Source organism: Streptomyces sp. NPDC006512 (genome assembly GCF_040611935.1).
Lineage (GTDB): Bacteria > Actinomycetota > Actinomycetes > Streptomycetales > Streptomycetaceae > Streptomyces.
Window position 1 is genome coordinate 1 of record NZ_JBEXPG010000027.1, and the last position, 22,629, is coordinate 22,629.

Here is a 22,629-nt window from a genome sequence, read left to right on the forward strand (position 1 = left end):
TCCTTCACCAAAAAACACTGCTCCCACCCCCTCCCCCCCTACTCCCTCCTCCCCTCCCGGCCGGCCCCCCCCCCCCTCCCCTCCTCGGGGGGACCCCCCCACCGCCATGTCCGGGCACGGACACGGGTTTCCGGTACCGGGTGAAATCGGATATCCGGGGTACCCGGGGGAGTAACCGGGACGGCTGCCGTGACGCAGCAGGGGACCTGCTCACCTCCAACGATCGACGGCCGTCCCGGCTCCGAAAAAAGATCCGGGATGAATGAAGCCGGAAGGGCGGGGCATGCGGGTTCCAGGCGGAACGCAAAAACGCATCACCCGCCGCACACGTCGTACGGAAGGAACGGGAGCCGGCGAGGATATTCGTATCCTTGCTGCTCCCGATTTACCGGAGGAGTTGTTTTCGCGTGACTGAGCATGTGTGGAGTTACAAGTCGACCGCGGGCCACCTGGCCGGTACGGACCTGACCGGATACAAGGTCGAGGCGACCGACGGGAGCATCGGCAAGGTCGACAAGCACTCCGACGAGGTCGGTGACGCCTACCTCGTCGTGGACACCGGGGTGTGGATCTTCGGCAAGGAGGTCCTGCTTCCGGCGAGCACGGTGGCGCGGATCGACCCGGACGAGCGGAAGGTCTACGTCGACCGGACGAAGGAACAGATCAAGGACGCTCCCGAGTTCCACCGCGACAAGCACATCGGCGACGCCGGCTACCGCGAGGAACTGGGCACCTACTACGGCACCGGCGCCCCCTTCGGCGGCCGCCCCGCCTGACCCCCACCCCAACGGTTTGGGCCCCGGCACCCTCAACAGGGTGCCGGGGCCCAAACCGTTGACCGTGACCCGTGCTCGCCCGGCCGTGCGTGGGTACTCCGCCTCCCGGTCACGGCCGGCGTCTGCGGGCTTCTATACGGGGGTGTCAGGGAGGGCCGCGAAACCGGGTGCGCAGGCGGTGGGCAGGTTCGACGGGGTGAAGGGGGCGCCGCTGGTGGTGGCACAGGTGGCCTGGTGGAGGGTGCCGTCGCTGGCGAGGAGCGTGATGAACAGGTGCCCGGGATTCTCTTCAGTGACCGCAACGCTGGTGTCGTACACGCAGCGGGGGGCTCCGGGGACCAGTGCGAGGTTGATCCACACACCGGGGTTGCGGCTGTCGTTGAGGAACGCGTGCCCCTGGTTGTCCGTGGCCGAGCGGAACACCGTCTCGAAGAGCCCGGAAGCAACGAAGTCCACCACCGTCGAGCTGACATCACGGGAGGTCTGGCACTTGCCGTCGACGCTCTGTTCAACCGCGGCCGGCTCCGTCACCGGCGCCTTGGGCTCCGGGCCCTGGTACGCCGACGCGGCGGGCACAAGGAGTGTCCCGGCGAGTACCACGCCCGAAACCGCCGCCACGCCTCGTGCTGCCCAGGTGAGTGTTCGCATGTGTGCTCCGTCGTCCGTCAGGGCCGGCCGCAGTGTCCGGCTCGAGAGTGATGCGGGGTGACAGCCCCGGCCCGACGCGACCACGAGGGGCATCGAGCCAGGGCACGCGAGCCGGTGCGCGGACGGGGGCCGCGACTGCCTCGCAAGCACGAACGAAGATCGCACATGTGTGCCTCCGGCGCGGGGTGCCGGTCCGTCAGGTCACCCGTGCGAGATACGGACGGGCTCCGAATGGCGGCAAGAGAGCCCGAGAGCCCGAGCCTGCGGCCACGCGCCGGACTGCATCGGGCAACGTTCACGCTGACAGCCATGGCGGAAGCCCAGCGCACCGGCGGCCGCCCGCGGGTGTTCCGCGCGGCGGCCGCCCCCCCCAGCGGGAAAAAACCGGTCCCTGCCGAAGGGGTACGACGAGTGCTGTCAGACCTGGCCTCGCCACTGTCCGGTGGCCGAACCGCGGTCCTCGATGAAGTGCTTGAAGCGCTTCAGGTCCCCCTTGACCTGACGGTCGACGAAGCCCAGCTTGTCGCCGATGTTCTCCGCCATCCCCTCGGGGTCGAAGTCCATCATCAGCGTGACCTGCGTATGGGTGGGGTCGATGGGCTCGAAGGTCACCAGGCCGGACTGCTCGCTGTCGCCTCCGACAGTCACCCACGCCACCTTGGTATCCGGGATCTGCTCAGTGATCTCCGCATCGAACTCCCGCTCGACACCGCTGATCTTCGTCACCCAGTGCGTGAGCGTGTCCGTGCGCTGTTCGATCCGCTCTACCCCGGCCATGAACTCCGGGAACGACTCGAACTGCGTCCACTGGTCATACGCCGTACGGACGGGAACGTCGACCTCGATGGACTCCTTGACCTGTGACATGGCCTGTCTCCTTCGATCTGGGCTGTGGTGAGGCGGGAGCGGGGGGCTCTCAAGCCTGTCCGGCTCCCGCAAAGGCACCGGCATCCGTGCCCGCTCACCACGCGCCTGCCCCGGCAACCAGCTCGTGACTCCTCGAACGAGCCCACTTCCCGGACCAGGCAGACTCCAGCAGTCGCGGACCAGGCGAAACCCTGACGGTCTTGCTGAGGGTGCAGCCGAGCGCGGCAGGGGCCCGCTGGCAGTTCACCTCTCAGCGGGCCCTGCCGGCTGCGGCCGTCTCCGCGACGGGCGGCTTGTGGCTATCGGCCGCTGTGGTCGATGACGTTGCCGTTGGCGCAGTTGTTGGCGTGGTCTCCGACCCAGTCACCGAGGACGGGGACGACGGCGACTTCCTGGAGGCAGACGGCGGCTGCGGTGAAGTTCCAGTTGTTGGCGGCGTTGACGCCGCCGCCGAAGTTGGCGTCGTTGTCGGCGTGGGCGGGCGCGGACATGGCCGCCGCGGCGAGCGCGACGGCGGCGATGGTGATGATCTTCTTCATGTCCGGTGCAACGAGGCGGGCGAGCGTCGGTCACCGGGATCACCCGGATACTGCCGTTGCCCATGCCCGTCCCGCTCCGCGTCCCCCTCCCGCCTCGCCCCGGGAGCTTCTCACCGTGCGGCAGTGGGCGGTGGGGCAGTGTTCGTCGCGGCATTCGGATGCACGGCGTCGCGGAGCGTCCGGAGGCGGGCGACCAGTTCATCCAGCTGTTCGGAAGTGAAGAGGCCCGTGAACCAGTACTCGATCTCCTCCAGGTGGTCGGACAGCACTCCGCGCAGCCGGCCCTCGCCTTCCGGGGTGAGGACGGCGTAGGTGCTGCGTCGGTCGTCGGGACTCGCCTCTCGGCGTACCAGGCCCCCGCGTTCCAGGCGGTCGACCACTCTCGTGACGCCACTGGTTGACAACAGTGACTGGGTGGCCAGGTCACTCATCCGCAACCGCCCCCCGGGGGAACGGCTCAGCCGCGTCAGCGTGCCGAAGTCCAACGACGAGAGGCCCGCCTTCTCCAGGGTCGGCGCGAGACGCGTGAGCAGGCCGTCGTGAGCCTCGAAGAAGAGGCCGGCGGCCGTCAGTCGGGGGTCGTCGAAGAGGTCGGGGTGCATGGCGCTCACCCTAGCTCAAAACATTTGCCGCGCGGATAGTTGACGCGAGGAATACCTAGACGGTAGATCTTTACCTGCCGCGAGGATATTCCTCACAGCAACTAAAGCGTGGGTGTCGCCGACACCCACCTCCCACCCCCGTTCCGCACCAGGAGTTCCCATGACGCTCACATGGACCGCCGCCTTCCGCTCCGCCGTCCTCAGCCCCCACGAGAGCATCCAGATCAAGTCCTCCCGCGCGTTCCACGACCAGACGCTGCGTCAGATCCTTCACCTCGACGGCGGCGGCGAAGCGCTGCGCATCCTGTTCAGCAACGAGTACGGCAAGAAACCCCTGATCATCGAGGCGGCGCGGCTCGCCATCAGCACCAGCGGCAGCGCCATCGATCCCACCACCGACACCGCACTGCGCTTCGGCGGCGCAACCGAGGTGGCCATCCCCGCCGGCGAGCGCCTGCTCAGCGACCCGATCGCCCTCGCGGTGCCGGCCGGCACCGATCTGGCGTTGACCCTCTACCTGCCCGAGGAAACCGGTCTCGCGACGTACTCCCACACCCCGTCGCAGAACGCCTACGTGCTGCCCGGTAACGCCCTCTCCGCGGACTTCGCCCAGGCCGAAGAGGCCGACGGCCGCTACTACGTCACCGGCGTCGACGTCCTGGCTCCCGAGGGCACGGCAGTCGCCGTCGCGTTCGGCGACTCATGGTTCGAAGGGGTCGGCACCTCGACCGGTACCAACCAACGCTTTCCCAACCAACTGAACCGTCGACTCGGCAAGGGCTGGGTCGTCAACCAGGGCATCGGCGGCAACCGCCTGCTGACCGACGAGGTCGGGCTGCGCGGCCTGGCCCGCCTTGAACGCGATGTACTCCAGGTGCCGGGCGCCACCCACGTGCTCTTCCACTTCGGCCTCAACGACTTGGGCCTGCCCGGCATGACCGGCGAACCCCCGGCCAGCGCGCCGGACCTGATCGCGGGCTTCACCGAACTCGCCGAACGCGCGCGTTCGGCCCGCCTGGCCACCATCGGCATGACCATGGGCCCCTACGCCGGCACCATCTACCCCGGCATCGACACCCCCGAAGGCCGGGAGCTACGCCGCGAGGTCAACGCGTGGATCCGCACCTCCACCGCATTCGACTCCGTGGCCGACATCGCGGCCGCCGTCCAGGACCCCGACGCGCCCGACTTCATCCGTGCTGACCTCGACAGCGGTGACCACCTCCACCTCAACGACGCGGGCGCACACGCCATGGCCGGTGCCGTCGACCTCGCGACCCTGCGCCTGTGAACCCACGCCACGCATCGCCCCGCTAGACCCCTGCGTGTGTGGCGTAGTCATTCCGGGCCGGTGGTTGCGGCTCGATCGCGGCGGGGGAGGGCGTTGCGCAGGCGGATGCCTCCGAAGCCCAGGGTGCTGGCGGTGACGGCGTCCCAGAAGTCCCACAGGTTTTCCAGGACGCGGAGCTGGATCCCGGCGTCCCGGTGTAGTTGGAGCAGGTCGCCGACCGGTTCGGCGGGTCCCAGGGGTTCGACGGGGCTGGTGCACACGTAAGCGTGGGGGACGGGTTCGCCGATGGGGCGGAAGGGGCCGGCGGGGAGGCGGTAGGCGAAGAGCTCCACACTGAGGAGACGCTCCACCCACCCGTATTCGATCGCGTGGACCCGCCGGCCGCCGCCGGGGCCGAGGATGAGCTCCGTGTCGCCCGGGGCCGTGGCGGGCAGGGTCCAGGCCATGGCGCGGGGGCACTCGCGGGGGAACCAGTAATCGGGAGCCTGCACGGCGTCAACGGCCCACACGACAGCCTCCGCATGCCGGGCGGTGGCCGCGATGTGCGGGCGGAACAGGGTGATCGTCGGGTCTTCCGAGAAGTGCAGCACTTCCCCGGCCTGTGGACGCATGAACCGGTTCTACCAGCCGATCCGCATGCCCCCAACCCGTACGCGATCAATGCGGAGCGCAGGGTGCGATCCCGGGACGGACGGCCCCTGCACGGACGCGCGTTTTCCCCGGGGCCGGGAGTGGGCAGGGATGACTGCGTAGATCCTCCTCGGAAAGATCGGCGGAAGCGTGAGCAATCGGCAGAGCGGAACGGTGAAGTGGTTCAACGACGAGAAGGGGTACGGGTTCATCACGCCCCAGTCGGGTGATGATCTCTTCGTTCACTTCAAGGCCATCCAGGCGGACGGCTTCAAGACCCTCAAGGAAGGGCAGGCCGTCACGTTCGTCGCCACCCGGGGACAGAAGGGCATGCAGGCCGAAGAGGTTCAGTTCGCATAGATGCTGAACACCCTCACCGAGGACCGCTCGCCCACTCCGCCCCCGGCTGAGCGAGGCGAGCCGGCGTCCGACGTCCTCGCCGTGCAGGGTGACCCCGGGCACGACGTCCTCAAGGCGGGCGCCGCCCGCGAGGAGCTGGCGAGGTAGGCGTGGTGTCGCTGCCGGTCGACCGTCCACCCGCCTTCTCGCGCTGAAGGGCCGGGACCGCTCCTGCGGTCCCGGCCCAGACGTATGCCGGTCAGCGCTTGAAGACGTCCTTGACCTTCTCCTTGGCCTCGCGGGCGTCGCCCGTGGCCTGCTCCGCGCGGCCCTCGGCGGTCAGCCGCTCGTTGCCCGTCAGGCGGCCAGCGGTCTCCTTGAGCTTGCCCTTAGCCTGCTCGCCCTTCGCCTCGGCCTTCTGCTCACCAGACACAGCTGATCACTCCCTCTTCGGTGGAAACGCCTTACGCAACCCCGTATGACCACCGGAAGCCCTCGTAAACGGGGCCGGCGAAACAACAGGCCCCGCCTTGGCTCATGGGGGGCTTCTCTCTCGCCCAGCTTGCTACCGGGGGAGGAGAGCGCGGTCGGTCTTGCCGCCTCCGGGCCCGGGCGGGACGACGGTGGCCGGGGCGAGGTTGTTCGCGCGGCTGGATCTGTCCGCGGCCGTCGTCCGGGGCAGTCCCCGGCACTCAGGCAGAGGATCCGGTGCTCGCCCTACGATGGATCGGCGGCCGCATCGTCGCCCGGGGCTTGGGTGAGAAGGGCGCGAGCCTGCCCGGGGGCGGCGGCTGCGAGTTCGAGGACGGGTGGGTGCCGGGAGGTGGCCGGTGCATCCCGCGATGGGCGGGGCTGGCCGAGGCGGCATGCGGGCCGGCGGGGTGGGTGAGGCGAAGAATCGATACTGCATGTGCGTTCGAGTGAACGCTGTGGGTGGCGGTCGGGATTGCCTTGTGGGGGCTGTCAGGATGACGCCGCGGCTCAAGTTGCCATGTCTGTGCGATTGCCGCGCAAATGTTCTAGTCGGTCAGGTAGTCGTCGCTGTCGTGTTCGATCGTTCTCGTCTTACGGGCCGCATGGGGATCTGCCGGGCCTGTAGTGCGGGCGGCCCCGCGTTCTGTGGCGGCAGGCAACTCGCCCATGCCACCCCGGCAGTCACTGGCATCCGGCGGAGACCTAATTCCTGCCCGGACGGCGAACTGGTTGGCCTCCACTCACCCAGGAGAGATTCCCATGACCTACCGCACCCGCGCTTTCATGGCGGCCGTCGCCACCACGCTGGCGGTCACGACTCTCGGTGCCGCAGCACCGGCCGTGGCCCTGGTCACGCCGAACACATGCGGCGGTGCCATCTCCGACTACACGGGCACGACGACCCCGCCCGTCCCGTTCACCGGCGAGCTGTCGGTCACCGTCGACGCTGTGACCAGCAAGTACCCGGTGACCGTCACCTCGCAGGCGCCGAACAGCAACATCCTTCAGGTCAACGTCACCCTGCCCTCGGGCCAGGACGTCTCCACCACGTCCAGCTTCACCCTCGACGTCGACAACCTGGGTAAGGGATCGATCCGGTTCGGCTCGCCGACCGGGATCGCGTTCAGCAAGGGCGTGCTCTGTGAGAGCACCAGTCTGCTGGGATCTCGCACCCGCGTCACCAAGATCACCGGCAAGATGACCGACCCGACGCCCGGCGTGAACAAGCTCGGCGACTTCACCATCAGCCGGCCCGCCCTCTGATACCGGGAACAGCGTGGGCGGGCCGGTCGGCCCGCCCACCCACGCTGCCCGTAGTCGTGTCGGGGGCGTTTCGCCGGGGCTACATGTCCTGGATGTCGCTGATCATCAGGGTGGCGAGTTGCACGTTGAACATGACCGTCTTGGTGCCTTCATCCTCGAACACGAACTTCACGAGGACCTTCTCGTTCTCCGCGGTGGCACTGTCGTGGTTCACCGTCCAGCCCGTCGGAGTATCCCCCCGACGGAAAACGCCATTGGAGTCCTGGTTCTTCTCCTCCCACGCGTAGAGGGCGGTGTCGAACTCCTTGGTGAAGTACTCCTCCCGTACCTGGGCGGGAGTCTTGCCCTCATTCTGCTGCTGCAGGACCGCGTCCTTGTAGTGGATGACGAACTCGTTGACGAACGTCTCCGCCCGGGTCGACGGCCGGGCGGCCGTACTGGCGGACAGCTGGTGGGTGTGTGCCTGCGCGGGCAGTACCAGCAGGCTGGGACCTGCCAGCAGCATCGCGGCGCACGCGCCGATCATGGCTCCGCGCAGCTTCGTACGGTGGGACATGCGAACCTCTCCGAGGTCGGGTGAGAACTGACGCGAGCACCCTCCCAACCCCCGCCGACCTGCGATATCGGCCATCCGGGGGTGAGCCTCGCCCCGATCCGGAGCGGGCCGGGCGCCCCCCGGCACCCCAAGAGGGGAAAGGTTCCCGCACCGGCCGGCTCGTCCCCTCACTCCACGCGCAGGAATACCCGTACGGCTGGTGGTACACGGGGCGTAGAACCATGCGGTCTCGCTCGTCGGCGACAAGCCCGGATCTCAGTCACTCACTCAGGCGCGTTCAGTGCGCCTGAGAAGAGCGGGTCAGGGCCGAAACGCCGTCGATCTCCGCCAGGGTGAGCGTTGAGAGCTTCGTCTTGTGCGCGTCGCCGGTGGGTGTCTTGTCAACCGTGCCTCTGCGGAGATGAGGGCAGCCGGTACCCCTGCGGTGGAGGTACCGGCCGTCCTTTCTGCGGCTGTCGTGGGGTGAGTCTTCGTTAGCGGAAGAAGGCGAGGAGGTCAGCGATGAGGCCTGCGGCGGGGAGGAAGGTGGGGGCCAGCAGCATGTGTGTCTCCTGTTTGCGGTGGGGGACTTGAGTACGACGGGCATGCCTTGCGTGTCACGGCGGAGTTGATCAAGCCACTCGGACGAGGGCATCCGTGCTGGTCTTGGAGGCGGATCCGGAAGGGCCCGGGTGGGGGAGCGGGGCGGACCCGCCCCAGTGGGTTGTAGGCCCGGACCCCGTGAAGTGGGGTCACTCAGGCCTGCGGAGCGGGCTGTTCGGGGTGGAGTGAAGTGGAACTCCGAACTGGTCCGGAACGAAGCGCAGGGCGCCGGGTTCGTAGAGCCGGCTCGTTGAAGAGGCGTTAACGGGTGTGGAGTGCGGAGTGCGGAGTGCGGTGTGGGGCAGTGGTTTTTCGGTTGGAGGGTTGTGTGAAACTTCTGACTGAATACAGATGGGCCGTTGAGGCTGTGGGGGAATTATGCGACTTCGGTCAATAGCGACGTTTTGCGTGATTACGGCCTTCGTGGCCGGTTGTGCTGGTGAGTCCGACAAGCCGGAATCCGGTACTGGCAGTGGTGAGGGCGTTAAGACTTCACCTTCCACTTCTGGCAGTGGAGGCAGTGGAGGCAGTGGCGGCAGTGCGGGGAGTTCTCCTTCCGTGCAGATTGTGGGTTGGTCTTCGGCGCAGGAGGCGGCCGAGGAGGTGAAGAAAGCGATGCTGGGCGCCGGAGTCAAGCTGGATCAGCCGAAGCCGAAGAGGGAGGGGGAAACGGTGATCGCCCTGTTTGCGCCGCATGACAAGGAATCCTCTCTGGGCGCGTTGAAGAGGGGCTTTGATGAGCTGTCGGCTAGGGACTGGAAGCCTTCAGAGCGAAGCTCGGAGACCTTCCTGCACTCGGAGAAGGGTGGGTGTTCAGCGATGAGCCCCACTGATTTCGAGAGCAAGCGTCCGAATCTTCAACCCAACCAGGACGTCATCTTGGTGACGGTGGTCTGTACCAGGGGCTAGGGGCTGTCCTGTTTTGTCCGGTGCGGCATCAGGCGGAGGGCGAGCCGGGTCATACTCTTCACCCGGTGATCGGGTGCGCCGCTCGAGTGGTCGGCGTCGGCTCACGCCGATGGAGTGCTGAGCCGGCGTGGTCACCGGCGCGTCTCGTAGAGGTTGGATCAACTGTGTGGATTGAACTCGTCGAGGCCCTTCCCGGGCCCGCGGTCTTTCAGCCTCCGGTGTCAGAGTCGGCGCTGCTCCGCTGCGCCTCGTCCCTTGGGCATCCGCTGCCTGAGGACCTGGTTTCGGTGCTCCGGGAGAGCGACGGCATCGAGGGTGAGTACGGAGACGGGCTCATCTGGTCCGCCGAGCGGATCGCCTCCGAGAACCGGACCCTTCGCGATGACGGTGAACTCGCCACCCTCTACATGCCGTTCGATCCGCTGCTCTTCTTCGCGGACGCCGGCAACGGTGATCTGTTCGCCCTTCTGCCTGGCCTGCGGCGGCCCGATGTCTTCGTCTGGAACCACGAGGACGACAGCCGTACCTGGGTGGCACCGAGCCTGGCCAAGTACCTTGAATGGTGGCTGACGGGGCAGATCAAGCTCTGACAGCTCGGCTCGTAGAGCCACCGGGGAACGATGAGATGCTCTCGGCGTGGCTGGTGTGATCACGGCGTCGGAACCGTCCTGGACAGCCCCGTTCACTGGGCTGAGCCCCCGTGCCAGAGCCGGCCGTGGAGCCTTCCGCTGAAGGATCGGGCCCTGCTGCTTGCGGCCTACTGGCGCACGAACCTGACCATGCGGCAGCTCGCTCCACTGTTCGATGTGTCCACTTCGGCGGCGGACCGGACCATCGACCACCTCGGTCCGATGCTCGCGCTCCAGCCCCGCAAGCGGTTCGCCAACGACACCGTGCTCATCGTGGACGGCACCCTGGCCCCCACCCGCGACCACACCATCGCCCAGCGGTCCAAGAACTACCGGTACTCCGCCAACCACCAGGTCGTCATCGACGCCGACACCCCCAGGACCTCGGCCTCGCCCCAGCTACGGGCGCCCACCCGGACCCACGCAGTCAGCGAACCGGGCCGTATCCCAGCCTGCCCGCCCCTACCCTGAAAACCTCAGGGCACGACGACGGAGAGGACCCGGTGCGGACGCGAAGGCAGCTGCTCGCGAACCTGGCGGTCACCGCGGCGGCCGCGATGGGAGCCCCCCTCGCCGGCGCCACCCCGGCCGAGACCGAGGAGGCGCAACTCGGCGAGACGCTCGTCGCGGGGCTGCGCGACGCGATGCTGGGCCTCGGCCACGCGGCCCCTGACACGCCCCCTGACACGCCCCCGGACCGCCTCCCGGCAGAACTGCACCGCGCCACGGCAGACTTCAACGACTGCGCGTACTCCAGCCTCGCCCTACGCCTTCCACGCCTGATCTCCGCCGGGCACCAGGCCCACAGCGACAACTTCCCCCTGCTGGCACAGGCCTACCTCCTGGCGACACGCATCCTCGTCAAGCTCGACGAGCCGCAACTCGGCTGGACGGCAGCCGACCGCGCCCGGCAGTTCGCCGCCGCCGGCGGGGTACCCGTCGCGGTCGCCGAAGCGGCCCGCCAGCAGGCCGTCCTCGCCCGAAAGGCGGGACGGCACGACCAGGCCCTGGCTCTCGCCCTGAACGCCGCCGACGATCCGGCCCTGCGCGAACTCGGAAACGCCGGGATCGCCCAGCGCGGCCTGCTCGTCCAGTGCGCGGCCTACACCGTCGCCCACCAACGCGACCAGGCCGGCATGCGTGAGCTGACCAGCGAGGCCACCGCCATCGCCGACAGCCTCGGCGCCGTCACCCACCTCAGGGACACCAACGGCGGGTTCAGCTGGGCCACCGTCCAGCTCCACCTGATCTCGGCAGAGAACACCGCCGGAGATCCCTCGGCCGCCATCGCCGCAGCAGACGCCCTCGCCCCGCAAGCCCTCCCCACCACGGAGCGGCGCGCCGAGGCATCGCCGCCCGCACCGGAGTCCTGCACAGCGGGCGGCGAGCGGCTACCACATCACCGGAAGCCGCTCGGGGATCCGCTTCATGAAGCCCGTTCGCCAGACCAACTGGCTGACTGGAACGGCGAGTTCGAGGTCCGGCAGCCGGTCCAGCAGTGCCTCCAGGGCGATCCGGGCGTGGACGCGTCCGAGTGCGGTGGCGGGACAGTAGTGGGAGCCGCCGCCGAAGGAGAAGTGGTCGGCGGCATTGGCGCGGTCCAGGCGGAAGCGGTGGGGGTCGGGGAAAGTCTCCGGGTCGAAGTTCGCGCCCTCGACCAGCACCAGGATCAACTCGCCCCGTTTGACGTCGACATCTCCGAGCCGCACGTCGGCGAGTGCGAGCCGGGGAAGGGCGTCACCGATGGAAAGGTTCACCCGCAGCAGTTCCTCCACGCCCGCGTCGATCAGGTCGCGGTGGTCCCGCAGCAGGTCCCAGGTGGTGCGGTGGGTGAGGAGGTGCACCACAGCCATGGTGAGGAAGCCGGAGGTGGAGACAGTGCCGGCGCCGAACATGGTGACGCCGACGGTGGCCAGCATCTCATCGGTCAGGTGCGCGTAGTCCGGGTTGTCACGCAGGGCGGCGAGTTCCCCCATGAGGCCGGTGGTGGCGGGATCGTCCAGCAGGACGGTCATGCGGGCGATGTCGCGGTCCCAATTGATCTTCGCGCCGGCGATCGGGCAGGCGGAGTTCATGAACGCGATGTCCAGGCTCCGCAGGAGCGCAGGGCCCTCGCTCTGCGGGATTCCGAGGATGCGGCAGTGTAGACCGGCGGAGTACGGCTCGCAGAACGCGCCGCGCAGGTCGGCCGTGGGGCCGTCCTCGACGAGTCGGTCGACGAGCCGCCCCGCCTCCTGGCGCAGCCACCGCACCAGTCCGGGCGCCTTCGGGTTCAGCGCCTTCAGCACCGCCCTGCGCAGCCCTGAACCGGTGATGTTGCCCATGTTGTTGACGACCTCGGGCGGGATCGTCAGGGCGTACTGCCGGGGCACGCCCGGCGCTGAGGTGTCCTTCAGCGAGAACCGGTCGTCCGTGAGGACCTGCTTGCACAGCCGGTACGAGGACACCAGCCACGCCTCGTCCCCGGCGATCGTGCGGACCCGTCGCACCGGGGTGGCCGCGCGCAGCGATGCCAGCTCATCGGGGAGCCGGCTGCCGTCCCGGGAGAACGGGAAGTCGAGCAGGTCGTGGCTGCCGACGGCCGGGGGCCGGCCGTTGGTGGTCGTGGTCATGCGCGGGCTCCTTCGGCGGGGGTGACGATGGCGTGGCCCTGGTTGCGGGAGGCGCGCAGGCCGGCGCCCCGGGAGTAGAGGAGTTCCGCGAGCGGTAGGAGTCGGTGGTAGCAGTTGAGCGAGGACGGCACGCCGATGATCGCGGGAGTGTCGAGGAACAACGGTGCCTCGGCGCACACGTACTCCAGGCATACCGCGCGCTGCCGGTCGGTCGCCCCCTGCCCTCCCGAGGTGAGGAACCGGCTCACCAGCTCGTCGCAGGCCCTGCCGAGGTCGGCGTCGGTCTCCAGGCGGTGCTTCAGCTGCCGGTGGATCTCCCGGTAGGCGGTGTTGGTGCGGAAGTCGGACACGGGACGCCAGCGCAGCCGCGCCCGGGCCGGACCCGCCGCCGACGCGGCGTCACGCAACTTCGCCCGCAGGCCCCGCAGGTTCTTCGCCGCCTTCTTGCGGGCGTCGTCGGGGCCGTACCCGTGCGCCTCGTACATCTCGGCCACATGGAGGTCGGTGTAGACGAAGTCCACCTGGTCGTAGTGGTGCAGGCCCCAGGCGGCGAGGTCGTGCAGGCGCTGGGCGGAGAAGTAGCTGTTGCCGGGCGAGACGCCGATCACGACGTGCGCGCCCTCGTCGCGGATGACCTCGCAGTGGCGCGTGTAGGGCTCCACCCGGAACGCGTCGGCCATCGACGGGGATGCTGTGATCACACGCGTGATCCTCCACCGCGTGCTGCTGCCGGACGAGCCCCGTGCCCGCCGGCGTGAACGCCGCGGAGTCGTCACTCTAGCCGCAAGGCATTGACACACACGGTAACGGAAGGGCTTTGGCCGAGTACGGACTCACCATCAGGCGACAGCGGGGCCGCACAGGATCACCCTGCCCGGCCCCGGCCGCGGTGGTGTCGCCGGCCGATGCTGGGCGGCCGGATTCACCGAAGAATCGAACCTGTGCCCTCCACCTCGTCAGCGCCGAGATGACTGGCGCGCCCGGGTGACCACCTGGCAGACGGGCCGCGGCTCTGCACCGTCGGCCCGGGCGCGGAGGCCGCCGCCCTGCACCGTCGGCCCGCGTGCCGCGCGGCGGGCGACGCGCTCGCAACAGGTGGGTGTCGGTGCTGGGTCCATGCGTACGCCGAGGACGTCTTCGTCGTAACTGTCCATGCCGGGACAACCCCGTGCCGCGGCCTCCGGCACTACCTCCGTGCAGGGCTGCGGCGTCGGGGTCCGGTGTGCCCCGACAGCATGGGCACCTACGGCGCCCCCTGTCAGCGGGGCTTTCGCGGAGCTCGCGTACACGCACCGCGGCCGGCCCGCCGCCGAGGTCCTGCCCTGGTGCGGGCCGAGGACCGGGCGCTGCTGGGCTTCGCCCCCCGCGGATCAGCGGGAGCAGGTCCGCGCGGTCAGTCGCGGGGAGCCGTACATTCTGCGCGTCACCGTCACCTGACCCGGGAGCACGATGTCAGGTGCCGCGCAGGAGCGATCCCGGCCTGCTGCGCTCGTTGGCGAACCACTGCGCGATGTCTTCGAGGGGCTCGGTGACCTGCCGGTCCGCGAAGTCCTATTGGAGGCCGCTCGGCCGTTGGGGTCGATGTGTTCCGGTGGCTCGGGCGGCAGCTGGTCGCCGTGGAACCAGAGTGCGGTGACGGGCTCGATGGTGGGCGGCACGCGCGGCGTGAGGCTGAGGCCGCATGCGGCTCGTCCGGCTGACGATGCGGAACGCCAGGTTCTGCTTGGATTGGCGGAAGACTGCCCGAGCACGACCGTCGTCTACGAGACCGGGCCATGGGGACCTGTGACGTCGACAGTCGTTGATCAGGACGTAACAGTTCGTGATCAACTTGAGGCTGCCCGGGCCTCGTGTGGGGCCGGGCAGCCCGGTTCCGGGAGTACGTGTGGGCTGCCTCCGCACACCGCTGTCGAGTAGTTGGGGAGACCGGGGGCCGGCCACGCGGGCCGACCCACCGAGGACCGGCGAGCCGGGCGTTCGCTACGCGAAGGTTGTGACGATGCCGGATGTGGGGGTGTTGGTCAGGGACGGCCGAGGGTTCGGGTGATCCAGCCGGCATCGCGCCACTGGTCGGTGTTGAGGGTGCCGCGGGCGTCGATGACCTTGAGGGTGGTGGTGCGGGTGGCGAGGCGCTTGGGGTCGATGGTGGTGAAGTGGTGCCACTCGGTGAGGTGGAGGAGGAGGCCGGCGTCGTCGACGGCGGCGATGGGGTCTTCGACGTAGTCGAGCTCGGGGTGGAGCTTGCGGGCGTTGTCGAGCGCCTTGGGGTCGGTGACGGTGACGGCGGCGCCGAGGTCGTGGAGGGCCTGAGCGACGGCGAGGGCGGGCGAGTCGCGGACGTCGTCGGTCTCGGGCTTGAAGGCGGCGCCCCAGACGGTGATCCGCTTGCCCCGCACGTCGCCTCCGAGCTCACCGCAGGCGAGGCCGATGACGCGCTGGCGGCGGCGGGCGTTGACGGCGGCGGCTTCGCGGAGCATGCCGACCGCCTGGCAGGCATCGAGCTCGTCGGCGCGGGTGATGAAGCCCGCGAGGTCCTTGGGCAGGCAGCCGCCGCCGAAGCCGAGGCCGGGCCGCATGCCATGGCGGCCGATGCGGTGGTCGTGGCCGAGGATGTCGGCGAGCTCGGCGACGTTGGCGCCGGAGGCTTCGCAGACCTCGGCCATCGCGTTGATGAAGGAGATCTTGGTGCCGAGGAAGGAGTTCGCGGCGCCCTTGGCGAGCTCGGCGGTGGCCCAGTCCGTGACGATCGTGGGCGTCCCCGAATCGATGATCTTCTCGAACGCCTGACGCAGGAGGGCTTCGGCCCAGGAGTGGGTGGTGTTGAAGCCGAGGACGAGCCGGTCGGGGCGGAGGGTGTCGTCGACCGCGAAGGACTCGCGGAGGAACTCGGGGTTCCAGGCGACCTCGACGAGATCGCCGGCGGGGGCGTACTCGCGCAGGATGTCGGCGACGCGGGGTGCGGTGCCGACGGGGACGGTGGACTTGACCGCGACGACAGCCGGGGTTGTCAGGCCGGGGGCGAGGCGGCGGACGGCGTCGAAGAGGTGGGTGAGGTCGTAGGCGTCGGTGCCGGGCTGGTTCGGGGTGCCGACGCCGATGAAGTGCAGGTCTGCGAAGTCGGCGGCCTCGGCATAGGAGGCGGTGAAGCGGAGCCGGCCGGTCGCGGTGTGCTTGGCGAGGAGCCCGTCCAGGTCGCGTTCGAAGAACGGGGCCTTGCCGGAGTTGAGGGTGTGGACCTTGTCGATGTCGGAGTCCATGCCCAGGACCTCGTGGCCGAGTTCGGCCATGCAGGCGGCATGGGTGGCGCCGAGGTAGCCGCATCCGATGACGGTCATCTTCATGAGCGGGGTTGTCCCTTCGGGTGGGGCCGTCGTGGGCGGCCCCACCGTTGCCCCGCCCGGAAGGGCGGTGCGTCAGGAGGGCCTGGCGGCCAGGCAGCGGTAGATCCCGTCCCGGATGAACGGCGGGATCGTGAGGATGTCGAGGTAGTCGGGGGCGAAGAACTGGAGCTTGACGCCCTCGGAGAGAAGCAGGTCCGTCTCGTCGCCGTTCCAGGAGCCGGAGAAGAAGGTGATGATCTGACCGGAGCCGCGGTGGTCGGTGATCTCGAACAGCTCGGTCAGGTTTTCGACGGTCAGACCCGCTTCTTCGTCGAGCTCGCGGACGATGGCGTCGGCGGGGGATTCCCCGGGGTCGCAGCCGCCGCCCAGGACGGACCAGTGGGCGGGCCAAGCGATCTCGGGGAGGTCGTCGCGGAGGTGGAGGAGGAGTTCGCCGCGGCGGTTGGTGACGATCGCGACGGCTCCGCGGGCGGCGGCCGGCTCCTCGGTGGCGGTGTTCTCGGAGTGCATCCCCTCACCGTAGTAAGGGGGTTGGGGGTCATGCGGCAGCCTTCACCGTCTGGTCCGAAAACCAGGCGGCGGCCATGAGGGCCTGCATGCGAGTGCGGTCGAACCGGCCGCCGGGCTGCAAACCCCCCTCGAGGAGGGGGCGGAACGTGGGCGGGGCGTCGGTGAGGGCCATGCGGATCTGGGAGTCGGCCCAGGCCGCGAGGCTGTCGTTGAGCCAGGACGGGACCGGGGAGGCGAAGCCGAGCTTGTCCCGGGTGGCCCAGACCTCCTTCGGCAGGCCCAGTGCCCTGGCAGCGTCCCGCAGGATCCGCTTGCCCTGAGCCGGATCGGTGATCTTGTAGTCGACTGGCAGCCGGTAGGAGAGCTCGACCAGGTCGCGGGCCAGGTAGGGGGACCGGCGCTCGAGCGCGTACGCGGAGGCGAGCTTGTCGCTGGTCATCACCAGTGGCCTCCAGGCCGTCGCCAGGTCCGCCAGGGTCAGGCCGCGGGCCAGGTCCCCGCCCGCGCGGGCCATCGCGTCGGCGACGAGATCACGGAGGCGGCCGTCGGGGTCCGGGCCGCGAAGGATCAGCCGGGTGACCGCCTCCGCCGGGTCGAGGAGTTCGCCGGCGGTGTGCATGAGCTTGGAGGCCAGCGGCTGGTAGGCGTCGAGCCCGGCGTTCAGGACGGCGTCGGGGCCGAAGAGGACCAGGGCCTGGCGGACGTAGCCCATCAGGAACTCATCCGGCCCGAGCCCGCCGATCACGACCCGCAGGCCGAGGTCGGCGATCTTCCGGTAGGCCATGTGCTCGGAGAACGTGGACGCGTTGCCCATCGGGTAGTCCAGGGCCCGCATCATGTGCGGCAGGGCCCGAGTGAAGTCGACGTGGCCCGGCTCGACCACGACCAACTCGGCCTTTATGTCCCGGGCGATCACGGCCGCCGTGGAGGACTCGTCCAAGCGGTCCTGGCCCGGGTAGCGGACCGTGACGCAGACCGGGGGCCGCATCAGGTAGGCCAACACCGCCGAGTCCAGGCCTCCCGAGAGGAGGAGGGCGAAGTCGCAGGCCGGGGACCGCAGCGGGATCTGCTCGGCCAGGATCGTGGAGAACCTGGCCAGGGCTTGGTCGTAGGTGCCGCCGTATGCGGCCCTGTCTTCCAGGTGCCACCAGGTGATCTGGTCGATCGAGCCGGTGGTGACGTCGAAGGCCAGCAGCGTGGCCGGGGCCAGCAGCTGGATCCCCTGGAACGGGGTGTCCACGCCGGTCGGCGTCTCGATCGCGGTGACCTCCGGCCGTAAGACGAGCGGGGCCGGCCCGTAGCCGGTCAACGTGGTGACCTCGGAGGCGAACGCGAGCCGGCCCCCGTCCAGGCGCCAGTAGAGCGGCTTCTCCCCGAGCCGGTCGCGAGCCAGGAACAGCTTCGCCGTCCGCGGGTCGTAGACGGAGATGGCGAACATGCCGTCCAGTCCGTCCAGGCAGGACGGGCCGATCTTGGCCCAGGCCCGCAGCAGGAAGTGGGCGTCCGACTCCCGCTCGCTCACCTTGATACCCCAGGCGGCGGCCTGCTGTCGCCAGTTGTAGATCTCTCCGTTGAAGGCCAGCAGGATGCCGGTATCCCGGTCGAGGTAGGGGCCGGGCATGGCCTGCGGGTCGACGATCAGGAGGGTGTTCATGGCCAGCACTGCCCGTCCGTCCCGGGCGGCGGCGTGCATGGTGCCGTCCGGGCCGCGGTAGTGCTGCGAGTCGCCCATCGCGGCGACGGTCTTCTCGTGCCGGAGAGCGTCGCCTCCGGCCAGTCCTGCGATTCCGCACATCTGGTTCACCCCCGAGCGTGAAGTCGTGGTGCTTGACGGCGGTCGCCTCCGGGAGCCCCTTCCTGGTGTCCCGGCGGCGGCCTGTGCCCTCATCACACCTGCCCGGCCCGCAGGCCGGGCAGGGCTCGCAGGGGGGCTCACAACTCGCAAAGCAGGTTCACCCAGGGTTCCGATGGCAATACCCTCGGTGGCTCCAGACGCGGAGAGGCGAACGGCCTCCCCGTGCCCTGCCGGAATGCGTACGACTGGAAATGCCCAGTCGACGCTGCCCGGACTCGTGGCGTTTCCTCGTCGGCAGCCATGTTGCTGACCTGGTGGAAAAGGGGATTCGGGTGGCTTCGACCAGCCGCCGGAAGCGTCCGCCCAACGCGGACCTGGACCGGCTCATCGAGACCTCAGGCGCGAGCCACAAGTCTCTGGCCCTGCGGGTCAACCAGCTCGCCCAGCAGGCCGGGCTCACGACGGACTACTCACATACCTCCATCGCGAACTGGTGCCAGCGGGGCATGATCCCCAAGTGGCCGGTGCCCATGTTCCTGGCTCAGGCGATCTCCGAACGGCTCGGCCGTCCGGTGGCACTTGACGAAATCGGTATGGGCGATGCGGAGACACCGGACGCGGATGTGGGGTTGGATTTCCCGCGGGACCGTGCTGACGCGGTCCGAGTGGCCACCTCGTTCTGGAGCTTCGTGAACCGCCGCGACTTCTTAACCGGATCCGGCTTCGCCGTCTCCGCGTTCACCACCCCCGTGACCCGCTGGCTGGTCACCCCCGCCGACGAGGCGGCCGATGTAGCCGGCGGCAAGAAGCAGGTCGGCCGGGCCGACCTGGAAGAACTCCGTGACGCTGCCGACGAGGCCCGCCGCTGGGACTCCAAATACGGCGGCGGCAACTGGAAGGCCAACTCCGTCACCGTCTGCCTCCAGGAACGGGCCGCCCCGCTGCTGCGGGGCTCCTTCACCGATGCAGTCGGCCGCGACCTGTTCTCCGTCACCAGCGAGCTGTCCCGCCTCGCCGGGTGGACCGCGTTCGACGTCGGGCAGCACGACGTCGCCCAACGGCACTTCATCCAAGCCCTCCGCCTGGCCCGCGCGGGCGGCGACGTGCAGCTCGGCTGCTATGTCCTGACCACCATGGCCATGCAGTCCCTGCTGCGGGGCTTCGGCTCCGAGGCCGTCGACATGGCCCAGGGAGCCTTCGAACGGGCCAAGGGCCAGGCCGCCCCGCGTGTCCTGGCATTCACCAAGCTGATCGAGGCCCGTGCCCACGCCCGGGAGAGGGACGCCAGGGCCGCCGCACGGGCCCTGGCCGCCTCCGAAGACCTCTTGGGCCAGGCCGATGCCACAAGCGGTTCAGAACCCGCCTGGATCGACTTCTATCACCACGCCCGCCTCTCCGCGGACGCCGCCGAGGTCTTCCGGGACCTGAAGAACCCCAAGGCGGCCCTGGCCTGGAACCAGCGGGCCGCGGCGATGCCGTCCGGAGTGTTCACCCGCTCCGTCGGTATGCGGCTGGCAATCGTGGGGACCGCCCACCTCCAGGCCCGCGACCTCGACCACGGCTTGGACCTCGGCAACCGGTCCGTGGACATCCTCGCCCGCGTCCAGTCCTCCCGGGCCAAGGACTACGTCCGCGAGTTCAACACCGCCCTCACCCCCTGGCGCCGCGAGCCGGCCGTCCGCGAGTTCATCCACCGCACCCGAACCGAACTCGGAATCGCCGCCTGAGCGCGTTCGCCCGTACTCGCCCGCCTCCTCGAAGGGGGAAGTACGTTCTTGTTGGCGATCGTCTTCTTCAGCTTGACGATCGTGGCCGCCCACCCCGACCCCTGGCCGTCTGCCCGTGTAGCGGGCGTACTCCCCGGGCAGCATCGAGCCCCCGACGTGATCCGCATGCGTCGGGGGCTCTTGTGCACCTGGACCAGGTTCTGTCTCTCGCGTCGGCGCGGAACGAGGTGGCGCTGTGCTGACCACGATGTGTACCGTGGTGGACGGTCTTGTTGTCTCCGATTGAGGTGGATCTTGCGCATCTGAGGTACGTGCCCCTGTTGCCAGCACGGCATCCCCCCGTGCTGCCCCGCCGCGGTCGGCCATGCCGACGGTGGTGGTCGTGCACGCCTCTGCGCAGTCTTCCCGGCGCCCTCTGTGCCGTGTGAGTCCGCCCAGGCCCTGAACATCCGCTCTTCGGATGCGGTGCACTTCCGCCTGTCGTCGCGATGCCGAGCGCGTACCTCCCCCGCACACTCGTCACCACAGGTGACCGACCCATCCGGTAGGCGACCGCATGACCGCAACCCTGACCGCCAAGAACCTCGCCGCAGGCCACGGCGACCTCCCCCTCTTCACCGGCCTCGACCTGGTCGTGCCACCGGGCGAGGTGATCGGCCTCGTCGGCGCCAACGGGGCCGGGAAGTCCACCCTGCTCCGCCTCCTCGCCGGAGTCGACCGCCCCGAACAGGGCCGGGTCCACCTCGCCCCGGCCGGCGCGAGCGTCGGATACCTGCCCCAGGAGGCGGACCGGCGCCCGGGCGAGAGCGTCACGGCCTTCCTCGCCCGCCGCACCGGTGTCGCGGCGGCCCAGCTGGCCCTGGACACCGCCTCCCAGGCGCTGGCCGACGGCGCCGCCGGGGCCGAAGAGGCGTACGACACGAGCCTGCAGCGCTGGCTCGGCCTGGGCGGGGCAGACCTGGAGGAGCGCGCCGAGCACGTCACCGCCACACTCGGCCTGGGCGTCGGGCTGGAGCAGGCCATGACGTCGCTGTCCGGCGGGCAGGCCGCCCGCGCGCAGCTGGCCTCGCTGCTGCTGTCGCGCTTCGACGTCTTCCTGCTGGACGAGCCCACCAACGACCTCGACCTGGCCGGTCTGGAACAGCTGGAGCAGTTCGTCAACGGGCTGCGCGCGGGCGCGGCCGTGGTCAGCCACGACCGCGAGTTCCTCGCCCGCACCGTCACCCAGGTCCTCGAACTCGACCAGGCCCAGCAGCAGGTGCGCCACTTCGGCGGCGGCTACGCCGCCTACCTGCAGGAAGCCGAGCGCGCCCGCCACCAGGCCCGCGCGCAGTACGAGGAGTACGCCGACCGCAAGGCCGCCCTTCAGGAGCGGGCGGCCATCCACCGCTCCTGGGCGGACAAGGGCGTGCGCACCGCGCAGCGCCGTAGCCGGGACAACAACAAGTTCGCCCGCAGCACCCGGATGGAGAACAGCGAGAACCTGGCCGCCCGGGCCAAGCAAGCCGAACGGCTCATCGAGCGCCTGGAGAAAGTGGAGGAGCCGCGCAAGGAGTGGCAGCTGCGCATGCAGATCGCCGCCGCGCCCCGTTCCGGGACGGTCGTCGCCACGCTGCACGAGGCCACCGTCCAGCGCGGCGAGTTCACGCTGGGACCCCTGACCTTGCAGATCGACTGGGCCGACCGTGTCGCGATCACCGGTGCGAACGGCACCGGAAAGTCGACATTGCTGGGCGCCCTCCTGGGCCGTGTCCCGCTCGCCGCCGGCCGTCAGTCGCTCGGCTCAGGGGTGGTGATGGGCGAGATCGACCAGGCCCGGGCCCTGTTCCACGGAGCCGAATCCCTCCAGGACGCCTTCCGGACGGCTGTCCCGCAGACGGAGCCCGCAGAAGTCCGCACCCTGCTGGCGAAATTCGGCTTGGGCGCCGACCACGTCCTGCGCCCGGCGGACACCCTGTCCCCAGGCGAAAGGACACGGGCCGCACTCGCACTGTTGCAAGGCCGCGGGGTGAACCTGCTGGTGCTGGACGAGCCGACCAACCACCTCGACCTGCCGGCCATCGAACAACTCGAATCCGCCCTGGACTCCTACACCGGCACTCTGCTGCTGGTCTCCCACGACCGCCGACTGCTGGAAACGGTACGGATCACCCGACGCTTCCACCTGCACGACGGGACCCTCGCCGAAACCTCAGGGTGATCCGCACGCTGCACGCCTGTCCCGGCCTGCTCGGCGGCACTTCGGGTACCGCGACTACTCACGCCCGGGATCGTGCCCGTCGGCTGCTCGGCGCGTCCTCGCGGCCTGTTCCTCCCTCAGGCGGCCGACTCCACCCGTTCCTCGGGCGGCGGTAGCCGGCCGGCCGCCGAACATTGCGGACCATGACCGCATCCCGGGCGCCCGGCAGCAGGAACTCCAACCCCGCCTCGAGGCAGGCCGCCCCCGTCGCGGACGGCGCTGGTCGTCGGGGAGCCCCCGGCGAGCCCGAGTCGCCGGTGCCGGACGAGCGGCGCACGATGCCGGCGGCTGGGGTCAGAG

At 69.5% G+C, this 22,629-nt stretch carries 22 protein-coding genes and 1 pseudogene; 10 read left to right on the forward strand and 13 right to left on the reverse strand.

Annotation, left to right across the window (positions count from 1 at the left end):
- Nucleotides 1-407 precede the first annotated feature (407 nt).
- Complete coding sequence (locus ABZZ17_RS19945; RefSeq protein ID WP_356877622.1) at nt 408-776, forward strand: PRC-barrel domain-containing protein; 369 nt, start codon at nt 408-410, stop codon at nt 774-776.
- 132 nt (nt 777-908) lie between these two features.
- On the opposite strand, the gene ABZZ17_RS19950 is transcribed toward ABZZ17_RS19945, so the two are convergent.
- From ABZZ17_RS19950 to ABZZ17_RS19965, 4 genes are all read right to left on the reverse strand, one after another.
- Nucleotides 909-1,424, reverse strand: a complete 516-nt coding sequence (locus ABZZ17_RS19950; RefSeq protein ID WP_356877623.1) for a hypothetical protein — start codon at nt 1,422-1,424, stop codon at nt 909-911.
- 417 nt (nt 1,425-1,841) lie between these two features.
- Nucleotides 1,842-2,291 carry an SRPBCC family protein gene (locus tag ABZZ17_RS19955; RefSeq protein ID WP_356877624.1) on the reverse strand — a complete coding sequence of 150 codons (450 nt, stop codon included), beginning with the start codon at nt 2,289-2,291 and terminating at the stop codon, nt 1,842-1,844.
- A 299-nt stretch (nt 2,292-2,590) separates the two neighbouring features.
- Nucleotides 2,591-2,830, reverse strand: a complete 240-nt coding sequence (locus tag ABZZ17_RS19960; RefSeq protein ID WP_356877625.1) for a hypothetical protein — start codon at nt 2,828-2,830, stop codon at nt 2,591-2,593.
- A 110-nt stretch (nt 2,831-2,940) separates the two neighbouring features.
- Nucleotides 2,941-3,432, reverse strand: a complete 492-nt coding sequence (locus ABZZ17_RS19965) for a MarR family transcriptional regulator (RefSeq protein ID WP_356877626.1) — start codon at nt 3,430-3,432, stop codon at nt 2,941-2,943.
- Nucleotides 3,433-3,592: 160 nt separating this feature from the next.
- Here ABZZ17_RS19965 and ABZZ17_RS19970 point away from each other — a divergent pair, with 160 nt between their 5' ends.
- Nucleotides 3,593-4,723 carry a GDSL-type esterase/lipase family protein gene (locus ABZZ17_RS19970; RefSeq protein ID WP_356877627.1) on the forward strand — a complete coding sequence of 377 codons (1,131 nt, stop codon included), beginning with the start codon at nt 3,593-3,595 and terminating at the stop codon, nt 4,721-4,723.
- Nucleotides 4,724-4,770: 47 nt separating this feature from the next.
- On the opposite strand, the gene ABZZ17_RS19975 is transcribed toward ABZZ17_RS19970, so the two are convergent.
- Complete coding sequence (locus ABZZ17_RS19975; protein ID WP_356877628.1) at nt 4,771-5,334, reverse strand: DUF6886 family protein; 564 nt, start codon at nt 5,332-5,334, stop codon at nt 4,771-4,773.
- Between the two features lie 169 nt (nt 5,335-5,503).
- Here ABZZ17_RS19975 and ABZZ17_RS19980 point away from each other — a divergent pair, with 169 nt between their 5' ends.
- On the forward strand, nt 5,504-5,713 hold the full coding sequence (locus tag ABZZ17_RS19980; RefSeq protein ID WP_356877629.1) for a cold-shock protein: 210 nt from the start codon (nt 5,504-5,506) through the stop codon (nt 5,711-5,713).
- Nucleotides 5,714-5,860 (forward strand): hypothetical protein, encoded by a 147-nt coding sequence (locus ABZZ17_RS19985; protein WP_356877630.1) that lies wholly within the window; start codon nt 5,714-5,716, stop codon nt 5,858-5,860.
- Nucleotides 5,861-5,951: 91 nt separating this feature from the next.
- On the opposite strand, the gene ABZZ17_RS19990 is transcribed toward ABZZ17_RS19985, so the two are convergent.
- A complete protein-coding gene (locus ABZZ17_RS19990; RefSeq protein WP_356877631.1) occupies nt 5,952-6,125 on the reverse strand; it encodes a CsbD family protein in 174 nt (57 codons plus the stop codon).
- Between the two features lie 800 nt (nt 6,126-6,925).
- Here ABZZ17_RS19990 and ABZZ17_RS19995 point away from each other — a divergent pair.
- Nucleotides 6,926-7,429: a hypothetical protein gene (locus tag ABZZ17_RS19995; protein ID WP_356877632.1), complete on the forward strand. Its 504-nt coding sequence runs from the start codon at nt 6,926-6,928 to the stop codon at nt 7,427-7,429.
- A 79-nt stretch (nt 7,430-7,508) separates the two neighbouring features.
- Here the strand turns inward: ABZZ17_RS19995 and ABZZ17_RS20000 are convergent, their stop codons facing one another.
- Nucleotides 7,509-7,985 carry a hypothetical protein gene (locus ABZZ17_RS20000; RefSeq protein WP_356877633.1) on the reverse strand — a complete coding sequence of 159 codons (477 nt, stop codon included), beginning with the start codon at nt 7,983-7,985 and terminating at the stop codon, nt 7,509-7,511.
- Nucleotides 7,986-9,125: 1,140 nt separating this feature from the next.
- On the opposite strand from ABZZ17_RS20000, the gene ABZZ17_RS20005 reads away from it, so the two are divergent.
- The 3 genes and pseudogenes from ABZZ17_RS20005 to ABZZ17_RS20015 form a co-directional block, all read left to right on the forward strand.
- Nucleotides 9,126-9,476, forward strand: a complete 351-nt coding sequence (locus tag ABZZ17_RS20005) for a hypothetical protein (RefSeq protein ID WP_356877634.1) — start codon at nt 9,126-9,128, stop codon at nt 9,474-9,476.
- Nucleotides 9,477-9,640: 164 nt separating this feature from the next.
- Nucleotides 9,641-10,066: an SMI1/KNR4 family protein gene (locus tag ABZZ17_RS20010; RefSeq protein ID WP_356877635.1), complete on the forward strand. Its 426-nt coding sequence runs from the start codon at nt 9,641-9,643 to the stop codon at nt 10,064-10,066.
- A gap of 46 nt (nt 10,067-10,112) precedes the next feature.
- A pseudogene (locus ABZZ17_RS20015) lies at nt 10,113-10,480 on the forward strand (transposase family protein); the annotation flags it as partial.
- 389 nt (nt 10,481-10,869) lie between these two features.
- On the opposite strand, the gene ABZZ17_RS20020 reads toward ABZZ17_RS20015, so the two are convergent.
- The 6 genes from ABZZ17_RS20020 to ABZZ17_RS20045 form a co-directional block, all read right to left on the reverse strand.
- Entirely contained in the window at nt 10,870-11,301 is a 432-nt protein-coding gene (locus ABZZ17_RS20020; RefSeq protein WP_356877636.1) for a hypothetical protein, read from the reverse strand.
- A 195-nt stretch (nt 11,302-11,496) separates the two neighbouring features.
- The gene (locus tag ABZZ17_RS20025) at nt 11,497-12,717 is read right to left on the reverse strand and encodes a cytochrome P450 (RefSeq protein WP_356877637.1); all 1,221 of its coding nucleotides are present in this window, start codon (nt 12,715-12,717) and stop codon (nt 11,497-11,499) included.
- Nucleotides 12,714-13,418 carry a tRNA-dependent cyclodipeptide synthase gene (locus ABZZ17_RS20030; protein WP_356877638.1) on the reverse strand — a complete coding sequence of 235 codons (705 nt, stop codon included), beginning with the start codon at nt 13,416-13,418 and terminating at the stop codon, nt 12,714-12,716. Before ABZZ17_RS20030 ends, ABZZ17_RS20025 begins: the two co-directional genes overlap by 4 nt.
- A 1,320-nt stretch (nt 13,419-14,738) precedes the next feature.
- A complete protein-coding gene (locus ABZZ17_RS20035; protein WP_356877639.1) occupies nt 14,739-16,058 on the reverse strand; it encodes a UDP-glucose/GDP-mannose dehydrogenase family protein in 1,320 nt (439 codons plus the stop codon).
- A gap of 72 nt (nt 16,059-16,130) precedes the next feature.
- Complete coding sequence (locus ABZZ17_RS20040) at nt 16,131-16,568, reverse strand: NUDIX domain-containing protein (RefSeq protein ID WP_356877640.1); 438 nt, start codon at nt 16,566-16,568, stop codon at nt 16,131-16,133.
- A gap of 28 nt (nt 16,569-16,596) precedes the next feature.
- Entirely contained in the window at nt 16,597-18,363 is a 1,767-nt protein-coding gene (locus tag ABZZ17_RS20045) for an asparagine synthetase B (RefSeq protein WP_356877641.1), read from the reverse strand.
- 332 nt (nt 18,364-18,695) lie between these two features.
- Here ABZZ17_RS20045 and ABZZ17_RS20050 point away from each other — a divergent pair, with 332 nt between their 5' ends.
- Nucleotides 18,696-20,090, forward strand: a complete 1,395-nt coding sequence (locus ABZZ17_RS20050; RefSeq protein WP_356877642.1) for a sporulation protein — start codon at nt 18,696-18,698, stop codon at nt 20,088-20,090.
- A 556-nt stretch (nt 20,091-20,646) separates the two neighbouring features.
- Nucleotides 20,647-22,290: an ABC-F family ATP-binding cassette domain-containing protein gene (locus ABZZ17_RS20055; RefSeq protein ID WP_356877643.1), complete on the forward strand. Its 1,644-nt coding sequence runs from the start codon at nt 20,647-20,649 to the stop codon at nt 22,288-22,290.
- The last annotated feature ends 339 nt before the right edge of the window (nt 22,291-22,629 follow it).